The 23,176-nt window shown below is 68.6% G+C and carries 24 protein-coding genes and 2 tRNA genes; 13 read left to right on the top strand and 13 right to left on the bottom strand.

Annotated elements, in window-relative coordinates:
• The first annotated feature begins 31 nt into the window (after nucleotides 1-31).
• The 5 genes from GA0070616_RS06590 (at nucleotide 32) to GA0070616_RS06570 (ending at nucleotide 2,683) form a co-directional block, all read left to right on the top strand.
• On the top strand, nucleotides 32-1,036 hold the full coding sequence (locus tag GA0070616_RS06590; protein ID WP_091090069.1) for a helix-turn-helix domain-containing protein: 1,005 nt from the start codon (nucleotides 32-34) through the stop codon (nucleotides 1,034-1,036).
• A gap of 167 nt (nucleotides 1,037-1,203) precedes the next feature.
• Nucleotides 1,204-1,434: a hypothetical protein gene (locus GA0070616_RS06585; protein WP_245712683.1), complete on the top strand. Its 231-nt coding sequence runs from the start codon at nucleotides 1,204-1,206 to the stop codon at nucleotides 1,432-1,434.
• A 5-nt stretch (nucleotides 1,435-1,439) separates the two neighbouring features.
• Nucleotides 1,440-1,628, top strand: a complete 189-nt coding sequence (locus GA0070616_RS06580; protein ID WP_139128854.1) for a hypothetical protein — start codon at nucleotides 1,440-1,442, stop codon at nucleotides 1,626-1,628.
• A 276-nt stretch (nucleotides 1,629-1,904) separates the two neighbouring features.
• The gene (locus GA0070616_RS27515; RefSeq protein ID WP_139128853.1) at nucleotides 1,905-2,189 is read left to right on the top strand and encodes a hypothetical protein; all 285 of its coding nucleotides are present in this window, start codon (nucleotides 1,905-1,907) and stop codon (nucleotides 2,187-2,189) included.
• Nucleotides 2,165-2,683 (top strand): hypothetical protein, encoded by a 519-nt coding sequence (locus GA0070616_RS06570; RefSeq protein ID WP_091077905.1) that lies wholly within the window; start codon nucleotides 2,165-2,167, stop codon nucleotides 2,681-2,683. Before GA0070616_RS27515 ends, GA0070616_RS06570 begins: the two co-directional genes overlap by 25 nt.
• Nucleotides 2,684-2,780: 97 nt before the next feature.
• On the opposite strand, the gene GA0070616_RS06565 is transcribed toward GA0070616_RS06570, so the two are convergent.
• The 11 genes from GA0070616_RS06565 to GA0070616_RS06515 form a co-directional block, all read right to left on the bottom strand.
• Complete coding sequence (locus GA0070616_RS06565; RefSeq protein ID WP_091077901.1) at nucleotides 2,781-3,098, bottom strand: hypothetical protein; 318 nt, start codon at nucleotides 3,096-3,098, stop codon at nucleotides 2,781-2,783.
• A gap of 6 nt (nucleotides 3,099-3,104) precedes the next feature.
• Nucleotides 3,105-6,992 carry a hypothetical protein gene (locus tag GA0070616_RS06560; RefSeq protein WP_091077896.1) on the bottom strand — a complete coding sequence of 1,296 codons (3,888 nt, stop codon included), beginning with the start codon at nucleotides 6,990-6,992 and terminating at the stop codon, nucleotides 3,105-3,107.
• On the bottom strand, nucleotides 6,985-7,266 hold the full coding sequence (locus tag GA0070616_RS06555; RefSeq protein WP_139128852.1) for a hypothetical protein: 282 nt from the start codon (nucleotides 7,264-7,266) through the stop codon (nucleotides 6,985-6,987). Before GA0070616_RS06555 ends, GA0070616_RS06560 begins: the two co-directional genes overlap by 8 nt.
• 176 nt (nucleotides 7,267-7,442) lie before the next feature.
• Nucleotides 7,443-8,111, bottom strand: a complete 669-nt coding sequence (locus GA0070616_RS06550) for a hypothetical protein (RefSeq protein WP_091077887.1) — start codon at nucleotides 8,109-8,111, stop codon at nucleotides 7,443-7,445.
• Nucleotides 8,108-8,656 (bottom strand): hypothetical protein, encoded by a 549-nt coding sequence (locus GA0070616_RS06545; RefSeq protein ID WP_139128851.1) that lies wholly within the window; start codon nucleotides 8,654-8,656, stop codon nucleotides 8,108-8,110. Before GA0070616_RS06545 ends, GA0070616_RS06550 begins: the two co-directional genes overlap by 4 nt.
• Entirely contained in the window at nucleotides 8,643-9,125 is a 483-nt protein-coding gene (locus GA0070616_RS06540; RefSeq protein WP_091077881.1) for a helix-turn-helix domain-containing protein, read from the bottom strand. The genes GA0070616_RS06545 and GA0070616_RS06540 overlap by 14 nt, the downstream gene beginning before the upstream one ends.
• Nucleotides 9,122-9,829: a hypothetical protein gene (locus GA0070616_RS06535; protein ID WP_091077877.1), complete on the bottom strand. Its 708-nt coding sequence runs from the start codon at nucleotides 9,827-9,829 to the stop codon at nucleotides 9,122-9,124. Before GA0070616_RS06535 ends, GA0070616_RS06540 begins: the two co-directional genes overlap by 4 nt.
• 727 nt (nucleotides 9,830-10,556) lie before the next feature.
• Nucleotides 10,557-13,055, bottom strand: coding sequence for a bifunctional DNA primase/polymerase (locus tag GA0070616_RS06530; RefSeq protein WP_175439994.1), 2,499 nt, complete (start codon nucleotides 13,053-13,055; stop codon nucleotides 10,557-10,559).
• Entirely contained in the window at nucleotides 13,052-13,390 is a 339-nt protein-coding gene (locus GA0070616_RS06525) for a hypothetical protein (RefSeq protein ID WP_091077870.1), read from the bottom strand. The genes GA0070616_RS06530 and GA0070616_RS06525 overlap by 4 nt, the downstream gene beginning before the upstream one ends.
• Nucleotides 13,387-13,908: a hypothetical protein gene (locus GA0070616_RS06520; protein WP_139128850.1), complete on the bottom strand. Its 522-nt coding sequence runs from the start codon at nucleotides 13,906-13,908 to the stop codon at nucleotides 13,387-13,389. Before GA0070616_RS06520 ends, GA0070616_RS06525 begins: the two co-directional genes overlap by 4 nt.
• Nucleotides 13,909-14,085: 177 nt before the next feature.
• Nucleotides 14,086-14,316, bottom strand: coding sequence for a helix-turn-helix domain-containing protein (locus GA0070616_RS06515; protein ID WP_091077864.1), 231 nt, complete (start codon nucleotides 14,314-14,316; stop codon nucleotides 14,086-14,088).
• Between the two features lie 157 nt (nucleotides 14,317-14,473).
• Between GA0070616_RS06515 and GA0070616_RS06510 the strand changes: the two genes are divergently transcribed.
• Together GA0070616_RS06510 and GA0070616_RS06505 are read left to right on the top strand one after the other, a co-directional pair.
• Nucleotides 14,474-15,187 carry a helix-turn-helix domain-containing protein gene (locus GA0070616_RS06510; RefSeq protein WP_175439993.1) on the top strand — a complete coding sequence of 238 codons (714 nt, stop codon included), beginning with the start codon at nucleotides 14,474-14,476 and terminating at the stop codon, nucleotides 15,185-15,187.
• Nucleotides 15,187-16,287: a site-specific integrase gene (locus GA0070616_RS06505; RefSeq protein ID WP_091077857.1), complete on the top strand. Its 1,101-nt coding sequence runs from the start codon at nucleotides 15,187-15,189 to the stop codon at nucleotides 16,285-16,287. Before GA0070616_RS06510 ends, GA0070616_RS06505 begins: the two co-directional genes overlap by 1 nt.
• Nucleotides 16,288-16,493: 206 nt before the next feature.
• On the opposite strand, the gene GA0070616_RS06500 is transcribed toward GA0070616_RS06505, so the two are convergent.
• Nucleotides 16,494-16,564 (bottom strand) — tRNA-Gly (locus GA0070616_RS06500).
• 290 nt (nucleotides 16,565-16,854) lie between these two features.
• On the opposite strand from GA0070616_RS06500, the gene GA0070616_RS06495 reads away from it, so the two are divergent.
• From GA0070616_RS06495 to GA0070616_RS06470, 6 genes are all read left to right on the top strand, one after another.
• Nucleotides 16,855-16,928 (top strand) — tRNA-Pro (locus GA0070616_RS06495).
• A 144-nt stretch (nucleotides 16,929-17,072) separates the two neighbouring features.
• Nucleotides 17,073-18,425, top strand: a complete 1,353-nt coding sequence (tig, locus tag GA0070616_RS06490; protein ID WP_091077853.1) for a trigger factor — start codon at nucleotides 17,073-17,075, stop codon at nucleotides 18,423-18,425.
• Nucleotides 18,426-18,593: 168 nt separating this feature from the next.
• Nucleotides 18,594-19,235, top strand: coding sequence for an ATP-dependent Clp protease proteolytic subunit (locus GA0070616_RS06485; RefSeq protein WP_091077850.1), 642 nt, complete (start codon nucleotides 18,594-18,596; stop codon nucleotides 19,233-19,235).
• Nucleotides 19,236-19,249: 14 nt separating this feature from the next.
• Nucleotides 19,250-19,912 carry an ATP-dependent Clp protease proteolytic subunit gene (locus GA0070616_RS06480; RefSeq protein WP_091077845.1) on the top strand — a complete coding sequence of 221 codons (663 nt, stop codon included), beginning with the start codon at nucleotides 19,250-19,252 and terminating at the stop codon, nucleotides 19,910-19,912.
• Nucleotides 19,913-20,119: 207 nt separating this feature from the next.
• Entirely contained in the window at nucleotides 20,120-21,415 is a 1,296-nt protein-coding gene (gene clpX, locus GA0070616_RS06475) for an ATP-dependent Clp protease ATP-binding subunit ClpX (RefSeq protein ID WP_091077842.1), read from the top strand.
• A gap of 64 nt (nucleotides 21,416-21,479) precedes the next feature.
• On the top strand, nucleotides 21,480-22,277 hold the full coding sequence (locus GA0070616_RS06470) for a carbon-nitrogen hydrolase family protein (RefSeq protein WP_091077838.1): 798 nt from the start codon (nucleotides 21,480-21,482) through the stop codon (nucleotides 22,275-22,277).
• A 302-nt stretch (nucleotides 22,278-22,579) separates the two neighbouring features.
• Here the strand turns inward: GA0070616_RS06470 and GA0070616_RS06465 are convergent, their stop codons facing one another.
• Nucleotides 22,580-22,807 (bottom strand): hypothetical protein, encoded by a 228-nt coding sequence (locus tag GA0070616_RS06465; RefSeq protein WP_091077834.1) that lies wholly within the window; start codon nucleotides 22,805-22,807, stop codon nucleotides 22,580-22,582.
• Nucleotides 22,808-23,176 lie beyond the last annotated feature (369 nt).

The following is a 23,176-nucleotide window of genomic DNA, read 5'->3' as shown; positions in this document are numbered from 1 at the left end:
CGCCGCCCAGTCCTCTACCTGGGAGCACCAGATGCCGCCACGCGCACACACCATCGTTGACCCGCGATTCCCCGCCGAGCTGCGCCGCCACCGGCAGGCACGCGGCCTGTCGCTGCGGGATCTCGCCCGCCTCGGCCACGTCGGGAAAAGCTGCATCCATGACCTTGAGTCGGGCACGACCAGGCCGTCACGGCAGATCGCCGACCACCTCGACCGGATCCTCAACGCCGACGGCGCCCTCACCGCGCTGGTTGTTGACGCACCGGCGGTCACCACCGGCGACGACCAGCAGCGCCTGGCCTACGTGCACGCGGAACCGACCCGCCTCGACGCCGCCACGGTGAGGATCCTCGCCGACGTGCTGGCCGCGCAGCGTCGCCTAGACGATGTGCTGCCCGCCCCCACCACCCTGCCGTCGATGGTGGCGCAGTGGCACACCGTGCAGCAGCTCGCCGCCCACGCTGGCGGCCCGCACGCTGCCGCCCTACATGAGGTGGCCGCTGAGTGGACCCAGTTCGTGGGCTGGCTGCACGCGTCAGCCCGCAACGACGGTGAGGCGGTGCGGGTGCTGACCGAGGCCGCCACCCAAGCTGATGCGGTGGACAACGGGCCGATGGCCGCGCAGGTGGAAAACTTTCGCGGCTACCTGGAACGGCAGCGCGGCAACCCGCGTGGCATCGTCCGGCATTTCCTTGCCGCCTACCAGACACCCGGCGCGACAGCGTTGCAGCGGGTCGGGGACGCCGTGCAGGCGGCCCACGGGTATGCGCTGCTCGGTGACCGGGCGGCGGCGGTGCGGCTGCTCGGTGAGGCCAGCGACCTGACGGACGCAGCCGAGGCCGAGCGGGCGCCAGTGTTGGCGTACTGGTTGACACCGACGTTCAGCCGCATGGGGTTGGGGTTGGCGTACCTGGCGCTCGGTGACCGGGCGGCCGGGGTGGACAACCTGCGGGCCGGGTTGGGCAGTCTGCCCGAGGATCAGCAGGACGCGACGTGGACGCACGAGTACCGGGAAGCGTTGGCGGCGGCCGGCTGACCTGTCCGGCCGGTGTCCGGCATACCGTGCCGGACACCTCCACCCTGGCTAGTGGCGGTGTGTCATCACACGATGCTTGTGGGTGGCGGTGGTGTGCATCCGAACCCGAGACGATGCGCCCCAGCACCACCACCGCCGCCCTCCCCACGAGCAGGGAGGTGCCGACCGTGCGTGTGTGGCCGTTCAACCGTCGCCGCCGAGTGCAGCCGATCGACCGGACCGGACCGGCCACCGTGTACCCCCACCGGTTGGGGGCGCTGTCACCCGCTGCCGCTGGTGAGGCCGAGTCCCGCGCCTGTTCCGTCGCCTTCTGGAATGAGCCCACGCAGATCCTCAACCCGATCCGGTTGACCCACGGCCAGCGGACCGGCTACCGGCTACCCGGCGACACCCAGTGACCGGCATGTATGACGAATGGTCGGCGTCGGTGCGGGTGTCGCTGGCTGCGCAGACGGTCGCCGAGCACGAGAACGGCGGCACCTGCCGGCAGTGCACCCCGGACGGCTGCCCCCAGTTGGAGATAGACCGGCCGATCCTCGACGCGCACCGGGCCGAACGCGCCCAGTGGCTGGCGGAGAGGACCAGGCGTTGAACCTGACTCCGCAGCAGGTCCAGAATCGGCTGGTCATCGCCGCGAAGGTGATCATCACGGATCATTGGCCGAGGCCGAACCGGCGGGACTGGTGCCCAATCTGCCACTGCCAGTGGATGTGCCAGGCCACCACCACCGCCTACGGCTACCTGCGATCGGTGGGCCGGAGCCGCTACGTGCCGCCTCACGTGCCGGAGCTACCGCCCACCCTGCCACCTCAGGGCACCCCGTAGAAGTACCGGATTCCCGCGCCCGCAACCCGGCAGGGTGTGCGGCATGTGGTCATACCTGCTCAGCAGCATCGGCATCCTCGGCCTCCTTATCGCAGCCCGGCAGCCGCGCATCGGGTGGACGATCAACCTGGCCGCACAAGCCTTGTGGGTGGTGTACGCACTCTCCACCGGCCAGCCCGGATTCCTGCTCGCTGCCGTCGCCTACACCGTCGCCTATGGCCGGCTGCTACGCCGAGCCACCAAGGCCAGCCCCGCCCGGTGCGGGCCGTACGTAGTGGCGGCGGCCCGCTACGGTCGGCATCCATGCAGACCGCTACCGCATCGCTGATCGTGGCCATCTGTGGCCTGGTGCTGGCCTGCCTGTCGCTCGGTTGGCAGGCAGCAAATTACGTGCTCACCGGCGGCCGGGTGAAGGTCCGGCTCAGGGTCGGGGCCATGAACGCGGGCGGGATGATCACGGCGCATCCGCGAAACCTCAACCCGGAATGGCTCGCCGATATCGCCCGGCAGGGATACCCGCAGCCGATCGTCGCCGTCGAGGTGGCCAACGTTGGCAGGCTCCCGGTCACCGTGACCCGGTGGAAGCTGACACACGCCCGTGGCCCATCCTTCGTGCCGATCGGTGAGTCGATCGGCAAGCCACTTCCATGCCGGCTGGACGTGGGTGAATCCGAGACTTGGGCAGTTGGTTTGGATGTGGTGGCCAACGTCGCCAGGGCGGCTCAGGCGGCGTTCAAGTCGGGCGGGTTCGGAATCGTGGGTGCCGTCGAGCTTGCAGACGGGCGGGAAAGGCAGAGCATCGAGAAGATCGAGCTTCGCTGACCGTCAGATAACGAATCTGACGGGTACGCGCTGAACTGCGGTTTTACCCGCCTGTCTCACGCGCTTCTCACCGGATGTTGGCTGGTGCTCGCAGCGGTCATCTGGGCGATTCGCCGCACGGTTCGAGCCACGCCAGGGCGAAGCCGACAGCATCCCACCACCAGGACAGTTCGAGGTACCGCGCGTCCGTGGCGACAATGACCCCGCGCGCTGGGTGGGGGTACCTCGGTTCGAGTCCGGTCGCTGCGAGGGCGGCGATATGGGCTGACACGTCGACCAGGGCCTCGGCGTCGATTCCGGCGAGGTGTGCGCGGGCCGCCTGCTGGGCTGCGAGCAGGTCGCCTTGATGCTGGGCGGCGGCGGACAGTGCGGCCACCGCCTCTGTCAGATGGTCGAGCGTCTTCCTGGTCGTCACGGCGGGTCAGCCTTTGCGGCCGACGCGGGCACGGGCATCCATCTGCCGCAGCAACACCTGCATGTCGCCGACCGTGAACCGCCGTCCGGCCTCGTTGACGGTCAGCGTGTTGGTGACCTGCGTCGGTGTGGCCTGCGAGGATCCGCCGGGCACAAACCTGCCGCCGTACCATCCGGCGCCGATCGACAGCAGATCCTCACCGCGCCGCCGCGACCCGAGCCGGGGCAGGAACATTTCCCCACCCGTGCCCGGCTCAGCGAACCCGTACAGCGCCCTGGCCGAGTTGTACAGGCCACCTTCGGACAGGCGCAGCGGCGGACCAGTGCCGGCGTACACGCCACCGACAGCGTTGGGGGTGAGAACGATCTTCCCGTACTGGGCGAGCAGAGCATCGATCTGCTTCTGCCCCAACCCGGACCGGGCGAGGATCTGCCGCAGCTGGGCAATGTACGAGTCGTACACCCCCGTGGCGGACTTCGACGAACCGGTCTGGTCGAACACAGCCTGCGCTGCACGCTCCGCCGCCCGCAGAAATTCGAACAGTTCCTTCAAGTTGTCGCGGCCCGTCTCATCACCCAGGTCGAACGTGGGTTTCACCAGCGAGAAGTAGTCCGCCAGATCCCCCAGCGCCTCCTGCGCACCAATCCGGGCTTCGGTGGCGGCAATGTTCGCTGCTGATCCTTGCGGGCCGTCACCGAACGTGGGCCGCTGCGTGAGACTGGACAGCAGCTTCTTGATGGTGGCAGCGTTCACGCCCTGCTGTTTGAGGGTGGCCCTCAGCCGCTTGATGTGGCTGTCGTAGGCGGCGTTCGCTGCCTTCACCGACCCGGTTTCCTCGTACTTGGCCTGCGCGGCTTGCTTGGCTGCCTGCACCGCGCTGATGACCGCCGAGTAGTTTTCCCGGCCCTTGGCGGTGCTGAGCGAGAACGACCGCCCGTTCTCCTTCAACTCCTTGTTCAGCGACACCAAAGCGTCGCGGGCACGAATGTAGGCGTCGATCGTGTCCAACCGGCCACCCGACAACCCGCCACCGCTCGTCGACCGACCGACCGACACCAAACCGGACGCCGCCGGCACCACCTGCGGGCCAACAATCCCACCGGCAGCCATCGGCGTAACCTGAGCCCCATACCAGCCGGCCGCTTCATCCAGGATCGACAGGCTTCGGCGAGGATCCCCCTTACGCGGGATGTACGCCTCACCGCCAGTTTCCGGCTCCGCCCACATGATCAACGGCGGGTTCGACGGCGCATACACACCGGCCTGCATGACTCCACCGGCAGCCATCGCCACCGTCGGTGACCACACGCCACCCCACCGCTCGACACCCCGCAGCACCCTGCCGCCGGGCACCCGCAGATCCCCGGTCGACGTCCACCTGACGGTGCCGGTGATGTAGATGTTCTTCGATTTGAGGGCGTCGATGCGGTTCTTCAACACCCGCACCGCAGCCTCAGCCGAAGCGGTGGTAGCCCAAAACGGCACCGTCTTCGACGGCGGCACGCTCTTGACGGCGAAGTTGAAATCCTCCACGTTGCCGGTCGCTTCGGGCAGACCCGGCGCAGACACCGGCACCTCTTTGTAGTCGGGCATCTGCCCGTACTTGGCGATCAGCGCATCAATCTGCTCGGCCGTCAGCTTCTTGTCGCCGAGCACCTTCCGCAGGCGGCCCGCATACCGCTCGTAGGCTGCATCTGCCTTCTCCACCGAATCGGTTTCCCGGTAGACGCCCTCCGCGTACTGCGCGCCGAGCCGCAGCAAATCGATAGTGAGCTGCTTGTTTTCGCGGCCCTTCTCATTGGTCACATCGAAATCGGTGCCGCGCTTGTTCAACGCCCTCCCGTTGCGCTTCAACGCCTCGGTCAGCCGGTCGACAGTTTCCTCAGCCCGAATCTCAGCCTCAGCCGTTTCGATGGCCTTGCCGTTGATCTCGTTGAACACATCGATGAAGCTGCGGCCATTGCGGACAGCTTCTTGCAACCCGTCGCCGAGCAGCCGTGACCGTTCCTCCAACGCCTGCACCGAGTTCGCACCCGTGTGCGCAGCCGTGTGGAGGCGGGTCATCTCCTGCGTAGCGCGGGGCAGCAACTCCACCAACTCGGTGGCGTCCAGCCCGGACTCAGACAGCACCCGGTTCCAGATGGCCTGCGTACCAGCAGCGTCGTTGGTGGTGCGCGCATACTCAGTGATCGCCGCATCCAAGGCTTGGAACCGCTCCACCGAGCCAGTGAAGCTACCGCCTTGAAAAATCTCGTTCAACGATTTGACATGCGGAAACATCGACTCCAATGCGCGGGCCGTCTTGGCGAAGAACCCATCACCAGCCGCCGCAGCCGCTTTGTTCAGGCCGTTCAGTTCGTCCCCGAAAAGCCGGGTAAGCTCCCCGGTCTCCTGCCCAGTCTGCGTGAACTTGCGCAGCGAATCGGTGAGCCGATCTACATTTGCCGCTGCGGGCTCAAACTGCTCGAATGCCACCCCAGCCAGTTGCAGCGCCACCAGAGCAGCCAGTGCCTTACCTGCGACGCCCACAAACCCGGTCAGGCCACGCCCGGCTACCGCACCGGCAGCACCGAGAGCGGTCAACCTCGTTGCGGCACCCTGCGCCGCCACACCCATCAACGTCAACGCGGTACCGGTCTTCTTCGCCGCCAACCCCAAGGCAAAGGCGGCGATAACCACCGCCTGCAAATCATCGTCCAGCGCGTTGAACAGGTCCCACACCACTCGCAGCGCCTGCGAGCCGGCAGCCAGCACCTCGAACATGAGGGCGAGCCCGTCACGGACTCCCGGATCGGCGAGGGCGTCACGGGCGATCCCACCGAGCGGGCCCAGCACGTCAGCCATGCCCTCATACGCGGCGGTCAGCGTGTCAACGATCCCGGCGATGTCGCGGGCCGACCGACCCGAGCTGATGTAGGAATCCAACGCCTCAGCGGTGCCCACGATCGAGCTGTTCTGCCTATTCACCGCAGCCACAACCTGGCCGCTGATGGTCAGGATGTCGCCGACGATGGACAGCAGCGCCCCACCAGTCTCCACACCCGAGCGGAAAAACTCGTCCAGCGAGCCGGTGCGGCGTGCCTTCTCCGCAGCCGCGTTCATGCGGTCAATCGCACCGACCAGGCGGTCACCGATCAGTCGGGTCAGCGGATCCGCCGCCATCATCAGGATGGCCACCGACCGGGCCAGCGCCTGCGTGCGTATCGCCAACTCGTCCATGAAGCGGGCACTTGAGCGGCTGGCCACCCCGATGCCGTCGAGCACCGTCGCATCGGTGGCCGCGTCGGTGAGGGCGGTGAAGGTGCGATCCCACGCCCGCCCCAAAATGACCGCCTCGTTGGTCAACCTGGGCAGGGTGGTGGTCGCCAGCCGGTTGAAGTTGCCCGCTGCACTGCTCAGCGCCGCATCCTGTACGGACTGCTGGAAGTCGAGCAGTTGCGGCTTCAACCGGCCGATCTCGTTGACGAGAGCCTTTGCCGACGGAGACAGGCGGGCGAACGGATCATCGTTGGCGAACAGGTCATCGAGGGCGTCACCGACCCCCATGGTGGCGACCTTGAGGGTTCCCAGCGAGGCGGCAGCGCCACCGACCAGACCGGGAAGGGCACCAGCCGCCGCGCCGGTCGCCACCAGGGCGGGCGCCAGCAGCTTGAGTGATCCGCCGGCAGCGGCAGCACCGCCAGCTACCGCAGCGGTCCCGATGAATGCCCGCCTCGACCAGACGTCCATGGCTTTCGCCGACTTGGTGAGGTCAGCGGCGGTGCGCCGAGACGTGCTGCCCAGCGCCTCCTGCGAGTCGCGGAGACGGCGCGTCATGCGTTCTGCCTCGGTTGCGCCGCTGGTGTAGTCGCGGACCATCAGCCGCAGGCGAACGGACACGGTGCGGTCAGACACGGTCGATACCGGCCTCTCCGTGGATGTCGCGGTCAGCGGCGAGGACCGCGATCTGTGCCCGCAGGTGGGGCCCGTACGCGGCGACCCCCATGAAGGCGCACAGTTTCATCAGCGACGCGATCAACGCCTGCGGGTCGGCGCGGTCGATCAGGTGCCGCACCTGCGGGCCGTCCGCGTCCAGCGCCGCCAGCATCAACTGGCAGGCCGGAAGGACCGGAACCGACTCGGCGAGCAGTAGCCGATGCTCGCCTGCCGTAGGGGGTGTGCTGCTCATGGTGGCGCCTTCCTGGGCGTGTGAGTCAGGGCGGGCCGGCTGGCGTCGGGGTGTAGCCGGCCCGCCCCGGCGAGGGGCGCAGGAACGATCTCGGCGGCAAAAGGAGGTGAAAGCCGCTCCCGTTCCTTCGATCCGGCTACCGGTCCCGGTGACGTTGACGCCCCCACGGCATGGCCTCAGTTGGTGGCGTCTGCCGGCTCAGAGTCGGCGACGCCGAGCGCGACCCGCTCCACGTCGGTCATCTCCGGCGTTCCGGCGTTGACCGCCGAGAGAACCTGATCGGCTTCCGCGTGCTCTGCCAGGTGGGCGAGGTGGTCGGCGTGGTTGATAAGCCACTGCGCCCGCTCGGTGATCCGCTCGGTCAGCGGCACGGAACGCCAGGTGTGCCCGTCGCCGAGCGCCGAGCGGCGCGGTACCGGCCCGTACGAGACGCCTTCCCACGCCGACAGTTCGGCGAGCATCTGATCGGTGCGCGCCTGCCGGGCGGTGGCGGCTTCCCGCAGTTCCTTCGCCCGGCTGCGCAGCACCTCGGCCATGGCCGGAAGCATCGTCCGTCGGGCGGTGTCGAGCTGGGCGCGGGCACTGGCGGCAGCCTGGGCGGAAAGCTGCTGCTCGGTGCGCAGCCGCTGCAACCGGTCAGCGATTGCGGCGAGGTCCGTCTCAGGGTCGTCGCTGGCGGCCAGGTCGTCACCGGCCCGCGCTTCCTGCTCGGCCAGCTCGGCGGCGAGCAGGTCGGCGGCCTTGCCACGTTCGGCGGCCTGCGTGGTCCACCGGGTCAGCGTCTGCTCAGTGGCGGTGAGGGCGGCCTGCGCGTCGGCCAGCGGCAGCACCTTGACGCGCCTCATCGGACACCCCGCCGGACGGTGGTCGGGCGCTGGGCGACGATCTCGGCGACACGCCTTCCTGCCTGCGCGGCGGCACGGTTGACGGCTGCGGTGAGGCTTTCCGCCGTGGCGGCCGGGTTGCCGACCGGGTTGAGCACCGGGGCGGCGGGCCGCACGGCAACCGGGCCGACCGGAACAGCCGACAGCGCCTCAGCAAGCGAGATCATGTACCGGGCGGATGCGATCTGGTCGCCGTGGCGGGACTCGGCCCGCTCCCGGTGCCGGGCCGCGTACTGCTCGGCCTCGGCGTGCCCCATCCCGAGGTAAGTCGACGCCGCCGACGACAGCCGGATCTCCGCCTGGTCGACGACCGGCAGCGCCGATCCGGGGGTGAGGTGTTCGGCGGCCAGGGCGGCAGCCTCCGGGTTGCTGGCAGCGGTCACCCCGTCCAGTGCCTCACGGGCCGCCTGCTCGTTGCGGTACCGGCCGATGGCAGCCTGCCGGGCCATCGCCGGACTGTGCCCGGCGGCCTCGAACATCTCCCGCATCTCGTCAAATGCGCTCATGCGCGGATTTCTCCATTCGCTCTTTCACGTCGGCGAGGTCCAGCCGCCATGTCCGGCCCACATGCCGCCCGTTGATCACCCCGCCGCGCACCAGTTGACGTACACGGTTGGGGGTGACCCCGAGCAGGTCAGCCGCCGTTTCGGTGCCGATCTCCGTTCCTTCACAGTCTCGGCCGGCTGCCGCTGGCGGGTCTGCCGTGACGGCAGCGACGGCAGGCGCATCCCGCCACGCATCGGCGGCGGCCCGGACCGCCCGGTAGGTGTGCAGCGTCTCGGTCAGCCATTCCGCGCCGAGCTGCCCGCGTTCCACCAGCAGCCGCAGGCGGGCCAGCCGGTCCGGTAGGTGTTCGTCCAGCAGTTTCGCCAGCACCACGGCGGCGGGGCCGCTCACGTGGGCGCCCAGCAGCGGGCGGGCCGCCGTGTACGCGGACCCGTCGGTGGTCTGTGTGTCGGACCGCGTGCGGTTCACCGCGCACCCGCCGCACCTGCGCGCTCCGCCAGTTCGTGTCGCAGCCGGGCCAGAGCGTTGATCCGCACGTCGAGTGTGCGGCGGGTGGCAGGGTCGGCGGCCTGCCGCATCTGCTGTAGCTGCTCGGTGAGGTCGTGGGCGCGGGCCAGGGCGAGCGCCGCAATAGCGGCCTCCGGCACGTCGACCGGGCCGTGGTCGGCGGCCAGCCGGTGAACCGAGGTTTTCGGCAGGGCGAGCAGGGCGGCGACAGCACGCCAGGATCGGCCACCGGAATGCAGGGCGGCGGCGAGCAGGGCCACCTCATCGCGCCGACGGGCCGCCTCTGTGGCGCGTTTCCCTCCACCTCTGGGCGTGCCCTTGGTGGCCCGTGTGGGCTTGCGGCGGCGTGGGGGTAGCTCCTGGTGCCCGGCGGCCTCTACGAACGCGGCACGGGCCGCCTCAGGGTCGGCGGCGATGGCCGCTGACACCTGCTCACGCCAGGGGTAGTAGACGTCGCGGTACCAGGCGTCGCGTGCCTCGTCCCTCGCGGGCCGGTCGAGGTGGGTGAAGCTGGGCGGCCACGGTCGCCACCGGGTGCCCTGCGGCCAGTCACGCGGGATACCGGCCCGCACCTCCCACAACGTCAACCGGCCTGCGTCGTCCGGATCCGCCACGCCGTAATAGCCGTCCTGGATGCCGTCGAGTGCATAGGTGGGGTGCTGCATGTGCTGCTCCGTGGGGTGTCGTGCCGGTTGGGACGGGTGTCCCGGCGGGGTGGTGCCGTCATGGCTGTGCGGGTCGGTGGTGGACGGTCATGGCCTGCTGTGGGTTCGGGACGGGGTTGGCGGGTTGCCCATGTTGGCGGGTTCACCGGGCCGGGGTTTGCGCGTCTTGTGGGTTTGCGGGTGGGCCGGTTCGTTTCGGCGTAGGGGTTGGTTTTGGCGTAGGCCGCCAGGGGCGCGGGTGGGTCGCGTCCGGGTTGGTGGGTGCTGGCGTTAGCCCGTCGAGCATGTGGGCGGTGTCCGTGGTGGGTGTGGTGGTCGGCCAGGAGCCGGCGGGTGTGCTGGTGGCGGTCAGGTCAAAAGCGGCATCTGGGAGGGGGAGGTTTCCGCTGTGGGGGTGCGGGTCGGCCGGGGGCCGGGTGCGTCGGTGGTTGGGGTCAGGTCAAGGGCGCCGCTGTGGCGGTGTCCGCCGGGGGCGTGGTCCGTGACACGAGAGCCGACTGGGAGAGGGCGGCGGCCACCGCGTGCCGGGAGGGGGACAAGGGGGACGTGTCCCCCTCCCGTTCGGGGGACAGAAGTTCAGTTACCGGAAGTGACGCAACGACAACACCTCTGACCTGCACAAATAGGAGAGGTGAGAGGTAATAGGGGTGACTTTCAAGATAGGTTTGCGTCCGGGGCAGGGGGACATGTCCCCCTGTCCCCCTTCTGCGGCGATGTGCGGTGGCGGTCATACCGGCCTCGCATCGCCAGGCATCAACTCCCGGTCGTCATCAGCGACGACCACCCATCCTTGCTGAACTGCGTGGAGTAGCGCGGGCTCAAAGAGCGGCTTGTCTCGTCCGGCTGCCGCCTTGCGGGTCGCCCCCTTCGTTGCGCTGCCGCCCTCGTGGATGCGGCGCCCGATCCAACGCGCGATGCGCTCGACGTTCGAGTCGGCCTCACGCTTGGCGGCATGCGCCCTTACCTCGCGGTCCACGTAGACCGCCGTGCGCTGCTCGTGATCCTGGGCGGCCTTCTGCTTGCCGAACTCGATCAGCCTGTCTCGGATGGCACACGAGGTTTCCCAGACCACCCCGGCTAGCGCCCAGTCATCCTCGGTGACGTGCTTGCGGTCATCGAGGATGGCGAGCAGGGCGGCAACCTTGCACTTCATCAGTGATGCGTGGGCGTCCAGCTCGGCGACGATGGCCTCGCCGCGCACCTTGGCGAGGTGTTCCCGCCGTAGCTGGGCGCGCAGATCCGGGTAGCAGGTGATCGTTCCGGTAACCGGCTGCCGGTTCCCGTCGCAGAGCGGCAGCCGGAACGGGGCAGGTAGGTCGGGGGCTTCGTCGGTGACATGCGGGTCGACGGCGGACAGCCACAGGAACCGCTGAGGCGTACCCGGCCCGCTGTCGGCTAGCAGATCCTGCGCTACATCCGGCTGGTAGCCGATGACCATGCCCAGCGAGTAGGACCGCTTAGGTATGAGGCGGGTGGTTTCCTCCCGAGCGTTGGTCTGCCCGAGCGTGCCGCCCACCCATGCGGTGCGGATGGTGGGGGCGATGATGGCTCCTTGCCGCTCACGCATCATCTTGGAGAGCGTTTCGCCTTCATCGATGTAGAAGAAGGCGTTGTGCCTGACCTGCGCGCGGACCTTCTCTGTCTTCGGGTCACCCTTGTTGGGGCCGCTCCGGTGGATCTCACCGGTTTCTCGGTCGATGACCCCCATGAACACCTCGGACATGCCCTCGCCGGTGCCGAGGCCGACGCTGTCCTTGAACCGTTCCTGGTCGACCTCGCCGTTGACGTGGGCGAGGAACGACGGCGGCAGGATCAGTTCCTGGGCGACCTCGACAGCCTTCGTCTTGCCGAACCCTGACGGGCCGAGCAGGTTCACAAACAGGTTCAGGCTTCCGGCGCCACGCCCGAAGTCGAACACCAGTTTGTGATGGGCCATGGCGGATCCACGTGCGAGCACGGCTCCCAGTACGGCATCGGCGCTGTACCCGACGTGGTAGGCCGCGTCTCGGATCTTCCCGAGTTGGGGGCGGGCTTCCCAGAACGACTGTGGCAGGTTCGGCAGCCGCACCAGTTCGGTCGGCTTGGTGTCGCTGTCGTCCACCGGTGGCGGCGGTTCCGGTTGCGCTACCGCGACCGGCGCGGGTGCCGGGTTGGCGGCCACCGGCCGGGAACGGTCATTGCCGAACCCGAGTCGCCGCAGTTCGGAGGCGGCGTCGCTGTCGTTGCCGCCATGGTTGAGGATGGCGAACGCTCGGAACTTGCTGATGTGCACCTCGGCCGGGAACTCGCTGCTGGTGGTCCACACGTACAGGCCGTCATGCCGGCCGCCGGTGCGCGCCGACCAGCCCAGGTTCTTGCCGGGCCGCCGCCAGTAGTCCATGTCGCCGCGCTGGTAGACGTGCTGCCAGCCGTGCGGGCCGAGGACGTCAGGCCAGTCGGTTTGTGCGGCCCACAGGTCGCCGGGCCGGTCGCCGATGTCGTCCCGCTGCCGGGGCGTGCGCGGCCGAGGGGGTTCGGGGGCGGGCATCTCATCGAGAACCGCGTGGACGACCGCGAACAGGGCCACCCGCTCATCCCACGTGATGGTGGGCACCTGGCCGGGTTGCGCGGAACCGGCGAACGACCAGGGCAGCCCACTGCCGTGGGTGGTGCCGTGGCTGGGCGCGACGACAACGAACCCACCTTCACCGCGCGTCTCGGCCAGCACCCGGCGGAACACTTTGGAAGGGTTCTTCCGCCGGATCTCCAACTCGTCCGCCGTCAACTCGTCTTCGCGGGCGGGCCGCTGCGCCACCGGCGTGTTGCCGGGCACCTCCCGGTCGGTGAGCCGGTACAACAGGTGCAGTCCGCCGGTGGGCGACCATTCGGCGTACCCGCCGCCATTGATCAGCCGCTTCCACACGTCGAAGACGCCAGCCGCCTTGAGGGCGGGCACCAGCTTTTCCCGCGCCCCGTCGGCGACGCAGCGGCCTTCAAGCTCGAACATCTCAAGGCCGCCGGACACTGCGCCGCACACTAGGCCGAGCCCGGTACGCCGCTGACCGCCGAACCATTCCTGCATCTGCCGGTCGGTGGGCTGCTCGTACTGGTACTGCTTCCACTTGCCATCGGGCCGCTTCTCACCGTTGGCTTTGATGGGCACAACGGCGTACCCGGCGCTGTGCCACGCCCAGGCGGCGGCGGTGACGTCGGCTGCGGTGATGGTGGGTTCCAGGGTGGCGGTCACGCGGAACACCTCAGGTCGGTGCGGCCGGGGCCGGCTGGGAAGTGGTCGCGGACCTCGCGGTAGTTCTCAAGCGAGCGGAACCACGCGGCGAACAGGACGCCTTGCGCCCAGCCGAGGCATTCGAGCAGGGCGGCGGCTTCCGCGACGGGTTCACAGTGCGCGTAGAGGGTGGGAGCGTCGGCGAGGTTGCCGACCTGGCGGGCCAGCTTGGCTGGTGTGTCCCAGCCGAGGCGGGCGGCCATTTCGACGGCGAGGGATTCGTACATGTAGCCGCCGTTGTTGTCGCGGTGGTGTTGGGCCCGGCTGATCCAGTGGTCGATGTCGAAGGTGGTCACGCGGCCACCTGCCCGGCGGTGTAGCCGTCGATGGCGTCAGCCTCTTCGATCCATGAAAGGTCGACGTCGGCGATGCTGCGGCGGAGTTTGAGCATGCTGCCCAGCGCCGGGTTCCGGTGTAGCAGGAGCCTGCTGAGGAACGCCCGATGATTGTTGTTGATCTTGTACGGCTCTGACTTGGTGACAACGGTGAAGTCGCAGCGGATGCTGGCCAGGACCAGATCGGCACCGATGTACGTCACACCCTCGCGTTGGTACCGGCGGATCCGGTGCTCAAACAGCTTGTAGACGTGTCGGTTGGCGCGGTGGAAGTCGAGGAACCGGCGAGCGTAGTCGAGCGGGCTGCCCTCGTCGTCGCCCTGGTCGACGGCGACCGGCGGAGTCTCGGCGAGGATCCGAGCGGCCTCGGCCTGCCGTTCCTGCTCTGCCTCGGCCATGTAGGTGAACAGGTCCGGGTGCGGCACGGCATGCCCGGTCGACTGAGCACCGGAGGGTGGGGGTTGTTCTACGATGGTCACCGGATTTGCCTCTAGTAGTTGCGTGGTTGGGGTGGTCGGGACTGTGGCGGTCCCGGCCCCTTTTTCGTTTGGGGTGCTCGGCGGGTCCGTTGACCTGCCTTGAGCGGTGAGATTCGCGTGAGATGGCGGGGCATTTCCGCAGGTAACGGCCATGCCGTCAGATCCCTAACCTGACGGTCACGCGGCCGTGGGGGCGCTGGACGTGTCGTCGAGGTCGTACTTGGCCAGGAACCGCGCGGTCGGAACGACCACCTTGCGGCCGACCCGGATTGACGGCAGGTCGCCGCGTTCGGCAGCGACGTAGGCGTGCCGGATCGAGATTCCGAGGACGAGCGCAGCGCGCTTGACGGTGATGGTCGGCTCCGCCGCCGGGTCGGGGATGGCTCGATTGCTGGACAAACTCTGCATGTCCCACGCTCCAAAGGATCAGAACCATGCGCCTCGGTAGAGGTATCCGATGCGCGGGCGGATTAGATCGATACGATCAAGGCACAGGATGCACGCAACGCGCGGGAGTGTCAAGGATGCCTTGCATGCGCATCAAGTTGATGCGAGACTGCCGGGCGTGACTGATGAGAACCCCGGACCGCCCACGCCGAGTAGCAACATCGGCGCGATGGTGCGGCAGATCCGCGAAGCCCGCCGAATGCCCTACACCGAACTGTCTGAGCGCCTAGGCGCGCTCGGACAGCCGATTCCTGTGCTCGGTCTACGCCGCATAGAGAAGGGTGAGCGTCGCGTCGACCTGGACGAGGTTGCGGCGCTTGCCTACGTGCTTGGCGTGCCCCCGATCCGTTTGGTCTTCCCGGTGGGAGATGTGCCGACAACTACGGCGCTGCCCGGTCGCCCGGTCGACACCGGGGCGGCCCTGCTCTGGTTCACCGGCGAGCAGCCCCTCGCAACCGAACCGCTCACCAGCGGCGGTCAGGTGGTCGGGTACGACATCAGCAGCGCGGACTTCAATAGCTGGCACCAAGGCGGCGAGTTCCTGCGCCTGTTCCGACAGCACGACGAGTTGGTTTTGGCGTGGAACCTGGCGCGGATGCACGCCGAGTCTGACCGTGATCAAGCCCGACGGATGGCGTCGATGGCGACCCCAGGAGATGAGTCCGCCGACGCGATCCAGCACAAGGCCATGCTGCGGCGGGCCGAGGAGTCGGAAGCCGAGGCGCATGAGCGTGAACGCGAGCTGCATCAGCATCGCCAAGAAATGCAGCGACGGGGGATGACCCTGCCTCAGCTGCCGGTCAGCCGGAGCGAGATCAGGAAGGGGGAGTAGTGGCCGAGGCCAGGAAGGCTGACCCGATCAAGAAGGTGACGCTCGCAAGTGGTGCCATCCGGTACCGGTTCGTCATCGACGTCGGCCGCAAGCCCGACGGGCGCCGCGACCAGCGGACGTACACCTGCGACAGCCTGAAAGAGGCACGCGCCAAGCGGGCACGCATCATCGCGGACCGGGCCAGCGGCACGTTCGTTCGGCCGGAGAAAACCACCGTGGCCGAACTGATCGACAAGTGGCTAGCCGGCAAGCGGAACCTGAGCACGGGGACCAGGCGCACCTACACGGACTCCCTCAACCACGCCAAGGCACACATCGGCCAGTTGGAAGCGCAGAAGGTCACCAAGGCTGACGTCGACAAGATGGTCACCGGGCTGCTGGCTTCCGGTCGCCGGGTCGGCAACGTCCGTTCCGCGAAGCTCGCGCCGCGCACCGTCAACGCCATGCTGATCACGCTGTCTGCGGTGTTTGAGGATGCGGTGCGGCAGGGGTTCCTGGGTCGCAACGTCGTCAAGCTGGCCGAGCGGCCCAAGCAGACCAAGACGGAAATGCAGACGTGGACCGCTGACAACGCCGCCGTGTTCCTCAACGCGGTTGCCGACGATCGACTGTTCGCGGCCTGGCAGTTGTCCATGTACGGGCTGCGCCGTGGTGAAGTTCTCGGCCTGCGCTGGCCGGACGTCGACCTGATCGGCAAGACGATCACGGTCCGGTGGGCGCGCACGTCCGTAGCCGGCGAGATCGTGGAGAAGGAACCGAAGACGGAGCGGGGGAAGCGAACCCTGCCCCTTGATGACGCCCTGGTGGCTGCTCTCACGGCACTGCAACTGCGGCAGCGTGACGAACGGGAAGAGGCGGGGGAGGCGTACGCCAAGCCGTGCACGTTGGCCGACCCGGCGACCGGGGAGGTGTGCACCGGAAGCCACGTCGTGGTTGACGAGATCGGCTCCCCGTACCGGCCGGAGTGGTACGGGGACCGGTTCGATGCGCTGGCCAGGCGGGCGAAGCTTCCGGCGATCCGGTTGCACGACGCGCGGCACACCTGCGGAACCCTGATGCACCTGCGGGGGTACCCACGGCGGTCATCTCAGCGTGGCTAGGGCACGCGAGTGCGAGCTTCACGCTGTCTACGTACGTGCACAGCCAAGAGACGGCGCTGAATGAGGCGGGGGAGACGCTGCGGCAGGCGCTCGGTGGCACTTCCAAGCCTGCTGTGAGACAACCGTGAGAGATGATCTCTGTTTGCGATCTCTGTAGCTAGGTCCAAGATCGCTCGGCAAGCCTTTGACCTGCACTGGAACTGTAGAGCGGGCGACGGGAATCGAACCCGCACCGTCAGTTTGGAAGACTGAAGCTCTGCCATTGAGCTACGCCCGCGTGCGCCCCGCTGTTGCCGGGCGCGCCGACAGCGTACCCAATCTGGTCGCGGGTCGTGCAGCCGCGCCCGTGCGGCGCGTCGCGACCGGCGCGATCGACGACGGCGGACCCGGCCGGTGACGGTCGAGTTGCGGCATGTCGGGCGGTTCCGGGGCCGGGTCACCGCGTTCTACCGCATCCCGGGGGCGGCTCACCTCGACCCTCCGGCCGGCGCCGGGACACCGGTTTGCGCGTCGGGTGACGCCCCGGCACCCCGGGGCCCGGCCGACGGCATAGACTGCTCGTCGCCACGGGGTGTGGCGCAGCTTGGTAGCGCACTCGCTTTGGGAGCGAGGGGCCGTGGGTTCAAATCCCGCCACCCCGACTGTCGTCCGCGGCCGGGCTGTCCGGGCGCCGCCGTTCGTCGCGGGGTCCCTGGGCGCTGCCGGTCGGCCGCGCCGGCTCGCCTACACTCGATGGGCTGTAAGAGCGCCCAGACTCAACCCGAGATCCGTCAAGGAGTACGCCTGTGAAGAGCACCGTCGAGACTCTGAGCCCGACGCGCGTGCGGCTCGCCATCGAGGTGCCGTTCGTCGAGCTCGAGCCGAGCCTCAAGAAGGCGTACCGGGAGATCGGCCAGCAGGTCCAGGTTCCCGGCTTCCGGCGGGGCAAGGTGCCGGCCGCGATCATCGACCAGCGGGTGGGCCGGGGCACCGTCCTCAACGAGGCGGTGCAGGAGGCCATCCCGCAGAACATCGTCGCCGCCGTGCGCGAGCACGACCTGAAGACCCTCGGCCGTCCCGAGGTCGAGATCACCGAGTTCAACGACGGTGACTCCCTCAACTTCACCGCCGAGGTCGACGTCCGTCCCGAGATCACCCTTCCGGACCTGGACGGCGTCGAGGTGACGGTCGACGAGCTGCAGATCGACGACAGCGAGATCGACGAGCAGGTCAAGAACCTGCGCGAGCGGTTCGCCACCCTCAAGACCGTCGAGCGGGCCGCCGCCGAGGGCGACTACGTGCAGGTCGACCTGAACGCGACCGTCGACGGCGTGGACGTGCCGGGTGGCTCGGCCACCAACATCTCCCACGAGGTGGGCAGCAAGCAGCTCCTGCCGGGCCTGGACGAGGCGGTCGTCGGCCTCTCCGCCGGCGAGGACACCACGTTCACCACCCAGCTCGTCGGCGGTGACTTCGCCGGTCGGGACGCGGAGGTGGCGGTGACCGTGCGCACCGTCAAGGAGAAGGAGCTGCCCGAGCTGAACGACGAGTTCGCCCAGCTGGCCAGCGAGTTCGACACGATCGAGGAACTCCGCTCCGACCTGCGCGAGCGGGTCGCCCGGGGCAAGCGGGTGGAGCAGGTCTACGCCGCCCGGGACAAGGCCCTGGAGCAGCTGGTCGCCGCCGCCGACGTGCCCGCGCCGGAGGGGGTCGTCCGGGACGAGGTCCAGAACCGCAAGCAGGCGATGGTCGACCAGTTGGAGCGCATCGGCGCCTCCCTGGAGGACTACCTCTCCGCCGAGGAGAAGACCGAGGAGCAGATCGACGCCGAGCTGACCGAGGCGGCGACCCAGGGTGTGAAGATCCAGCTCCTGCTGGACACCGTCGCCGACGCCGAGGACGTGCAGGTTTCCGACGACGAGTTCGGGCACGAGATCGTCCACCGGGCGCAGCGCGCCGGCATGGCTCCGCAGCAGTACTACGACCAGTTGGTGCGCTCCGGCGCGGCCGGGGCCGTGTTCGGCGACGTGCGGCGGGGCAAGGCGCTGGCCTCGATCATGGAGCGCGTCAAGATCAAGGATTCGGCTGGCAACGAGGTCACCCTGGACGCCCTGCGTGCCGAGGGCGAGCAGGCGCACGACCACGACCACGAGCACTGATCGTGGGTGAGGCCACCCCTCGCCGCCTGCGGCGAGGGGTGGCCCGCTCCCTTTTCCGGGTACGCCTGACGGGGCTGCGCTGAGAGCGAACAGCGCCCCGACCGGGGCTATGCCGCCCGGGTGAGCGGTTAGTGTCGGACACGACGGTACGGAGAGCGAAGGGCTGCCATGACCGACATGCACATCCCAGCGAAGCCGCTCCGGGCGATCGACGCCCGCGGTGGCGACACCATTGGCAACCTCGACGACTCGGTCTACAACCGGTTGCTCAAGGAACGCATCATCTTCCTGGGCAGCGAGGTGAACGACCAGGTTGCCAACCGCATCTGCGCGCAGCTGTTGCTACTCGCCGCGGAGGACCCGGACCGCGACATCTTCCTCTGGATCAACTCGCCGGGTGGTTCGGTCTACTCCGGTATGGCGATCTACGACACCATGCAGTACATCGACAACGACGTCTCCACGGTGGCGATGGGCATGGCCGCCTCGATGGGCCAGCTGCTGCTCTGCGCCGGCACCAAGGGCAAGCGCTACGCCCTGCCGCATGCGCGGATCATGATGCACCAGCCGTCCGGCGGCATGGGCGGCACCGCCTCCGACATCGCCATCCAGGCGGAGCAGATGCTCTACACCAAGCGGATGTTCCAGGAGCGGGTGGCCTTCCACACCGGGCAGGACCAGGCCCAGATCGAGGCGGACTCGGACCGCGACCGCTGGTTCACCGCCCAGGAGGCCATGGACTACGGCTTCATCGACAAGGTGATCACCGGAGCCGCCCAGGTTCCGGAAGGCGCCGGGACCCTGAGCTGACCGAGGAGCTGACGATGACCGACCTGAGCCTGCCGCCCCAGTTCGCGGCCGTACACAACCGCTACGTCCTGCCGTCGTTCGTCGAGCGCACGTCGTACGGGGTCAAGGAATCCAACCCCTACAACAAGCTCTTCGAGGACCGGATTATCTTCCTCGGTGTGCAGGTGGACGACGCGTCGGCCAACGACGTGATGGCCCAGCTGCTGACGCTTGAGGGCACCGATCCCGACCGGGACATCATCATGTACATCAACTCGCCCGGTGGCTCGTTCACGGCCATGACGGCGATCTACGACACCATGCAGTACGTCCGGCCCGACATCCAGACCGTCTGCCTGGGCCAGGCGGCCAGCGCCGCCGCCGTGCTGCTCGCCGCCGGCACGCCGGGCAAGCGGATGGCCCTGCCGAACTCGCGGATCATCATCCACCAGCCGGCGACCGAGGGCGGGTACGGCCAGGGCTCGGACATCGAGATCCAGGCCCGGGAGATCCTGCGGATGCGGACGCAGCTGGAGGAGATGCTGTCGCGGCACTGCAACCGACCGATCGAGAAGGTCCGCAAGGACATCGATCGGGATAAGATCATGACGGCGGAGGAGTCCCGCGAGTACGGGCTGGTCGACACGATCCTCACCAGCCGCAAGAAGGGCCTGCTGGCCGCGAACGCCGCCAGCTGAGCTGTTCGGTTCGGAGGTCGGCCGGGGCGCGTACCCGGCCGACCTCTGACACACCCGTTTTGGGGGTCGGAGAAACCACCGCCAGCGGGTAACGTCGGTTCCGTACCGCTTCGCCGGTCGGACCGGTGGATGACGAGAAGACGGACGGTGCGCAGCGTCCGCAGGTCAGGGCCGGGGTTCCGGCCGATGAGTGCAGGGAGAACGTAGGTGGCACGGATCGGTGACGGCGGCGACCTACTCAAGTGCTCCTTCTGCGGGAAGTCGCAGAAGCAGGTCAAGAAGCTCATCGCGGGCCCCGGGGTCTACATCTGCGACGAGTGCATCGATCTCTGCAACGAGATCATCGAGGAGGAGTTGGCCGAGTCCGGCGAGGTGAAGTGGGAAGAGCTTCCCAAGCCGATGGAGATCTGCCAGTTCCTCGACAACTACGTCGTCGGTCAGGACCAGGCCAAGAAGGCGCTCGCCGTCGCGGTCTACAACCACTACAAGCGCATCCAGGCCGAGGCGGCCGGCGCGCCGGGCGCCGGCAACGACGGCGTCGAGCTGGCGAAGTCCAACATCCTGCTGTTGGGTCCCACCGGCTGCGGCAAGACGCACCTCGCGCAGACCCTGGCCCGGATGCTCAACGTGCCGTTCGCCATCGCCGACGCCACCGCGCTGACCGAGGCCGGCTACGTCGGTGAGGACGTGGAGAACATCCTCCTCAAGTTGATCCAGGCCGCCGACTACGACATCAAGCGGGCCGAGACCGGCATCATCTACATCGACGAGGTCGACAAGATCGCCCGGAAGTCGGAGAACCCGTCGATCACCCGGGACGTCTCCGGCGAGGGGGTCCAGCAGGCCCTGCTGAAGATGCTGGAGGGCACGGTCGCCAACGTGCCACCGCAGGGCGGGCGCAAGCACCCGCACCAGGAGTTCATCCAGATCGACACCACCAACGTGCTGTTCATCTGCGGTGGTGCCTTCGCCGGCCTCGACCAGATCATCGAGGCCCGCACGGGCCACGGTGGCACCGGCTTCGGTGCCCGCCTGCGAGCGGTGTCCGAACGCTCCACCGACGACATCTTCAGCCAGGTCATGCCAGAAGACATGTTGAAGTTCGGGCTGATCCCCGAGTTCATCGGCCGTCTTCCGGTGATCACCAGCGTTCGCAGCCTCGACCGCACGGCCCTCGTGCGGATCCTCACCGAGCCGCGCAACGCCCTGGTCCGGCAGTACCAGCGGCTCTTCGAGCTCGACGGCGTCGAGTTGGAGTTCGAGCCGCCGGCCCTGGAGGCGATCGCCGACCAGGCCATGCTGCGGGGCACGGGTGCCCGTGGTCTGCGCGCCATCATGGAGGAGGTGCTGCTCTCCGTGATGTACGAGGTGCCCAGCAACCCCGACGCGGCGCGGGTGCTGATCAGTCGTGAGGCGGTCCTGGAGAACGTGAACCCGACGATCGTGCCCCGGGAGTTCACCGGCCGCCGTGCCCGGCGTGACCGGGAGGAGAAGTCGGCCTGACCGGCCACCGGTCCTGCGGGCACACGCCTGGTCCTGACCGGCCGCCCACCCGTACTCTGGCGTCATGCGCGTCGCCGTCTGCCAGCTGAACGCCCGCGACGACCGGAAGGCGAATCTCGCCGCAGCGGAGGCCCTGGTGGAACGGGCGGCGTCCGCCGGGGCGGACCTCGTCCTCCTACCGGAGTACGTCGACTACCTCGGTCCCGCCGCCGGCATGCCCGCCCCCGAGACGGTCGACGGCGAGGTGGGGCGGTTCTTCGCGGGCGTGGCCCGGCGGCTCGGCGTCTGGCTGATCGCCGGGTCGTTTCACGAGGCGGGCCCCGATCCCGCGCACACGTGGAACACGTCGTTGGTGTTCGACCGGGCGGGAGCCCTCGCCGCCACCTATCGAAAGATCCACCTGTACGACGTCGAGATCCCCGGCCGGGTGTCGTACCTGGAGTCCGCGACGGTGGCCCCCGGTGACGAGCCGGTGGTGGTCGACGTCGAAGGGCTGCCGGTGGGTCTGTCGATCTGTTACGACCTGCGCTTCCCGGAGCTCTACCGGCGGCTCGTCACCGAGGGTGGCGCACAGCTGTTGGTCGTCCCGGCGGCGTTCATGATGCACACGGGCCGGGACCACTGGGAGGTCCTGCTGCGGGCGCGGGCGATCGAGAACCAGTGCTTCGTGGCGGCGGCCGGCCAGACGGGTGACCACGATCCCGGCCGCACCTGCTATGGGCGCAGCATGGTGGTCGACCCATGGGGGACTGTGCTCGGCCAGGTGCCGGACGGGCCGGGTGTCACCGTGGTCGATCTCGACCTGGACCGGCTGCGGTCGATCCGAGCGGAGCTACCCAGCCTGGCCAACCGCCGACTGTGACCGGGATGGCAACGGGTCGGGCGAACTGCCGGTCCAGGTGCTTGCCTCCCGCCGGCGTGATGGGCCGAGCCGGCGGTGTCCAGTTACCCCTGACCCGCTCCACCTGACGGGCCGCCTGGCCTTGGCCGCGAGCGCCGGCTTGGCCGCGACGCCGGCAACCTGATCCGGGTAGCGCGCTACCCGGGTCCTGCGCGCTCCCCGGCCCTGGGCGCCACCCGGGTCCTGCGCGCTTCCCGGGAGCGGGCCCGAACTCGCCGGTCTGATCGGCCCGTCGGATCCACCGGTCTAATCCGCGGGCCGACTCAGCCCTCCAGTAGGACGCCGAGGACCGCGAAGCCGGCGATCGCCGCAGCGGTGACAAGCAGTGCCGTGGTCATCCGCGACGGACCGCGGCGAGCCAGTCTGCCCACCGACGCCAGGAGGACAACGAGCACGACGACGCCGATGACGAGCTGCCAGAACGGGAACAGGAGGCCAAGCAGCGCTTCCTCGGCCAAGGCCGGGACCGGTGACCGGTCGACGTCATCCATGCCTGACACTCTGGCACGTCCCGGCCCGCTCCGGTCAGGTGAACAGGCGGGCGGGTCTGCGCTGGGCAGGGTGCGTTCAGCCGGGTGGAGCGAGCCGGCCGCGGTCGTCGGGCAATGCCCGAGGAACAGAACCGTCCTGACCGGAGCCCCGTTCCGGAAGTGCGGCCGGTTCGGCGCGGGGCGTCCCTGGCGGGGCACGGGGTGCCGGGGAGGCGGGAACCCACCGCGGGAGTGGGTGAGCTGGGCAGACGGAGGGCATGCAGGAGTCCGTCCGTTGTGGTCGGACCGCCGTGCGGGGTGGGTTGTTCCCGTCCTCCCGCCTTTCACCAACCCATCGACCAGAGCTGATTTGCCTTCGCGGCAGGGTCC

This window comes from Micromonospora nigra (assembly GCF_900091585.1).
Classification (GTDB): Bacteria; Actinomycetota; Actinomycetes; order Mycobacteriales; family Micromonosporaceae; genus Micromonospora; species Micromonospora nigra.
Note: the sequence above shows the minus strand (reverse complement) of the source record. Positions and strands in the feature narration are given on the sequence as shown.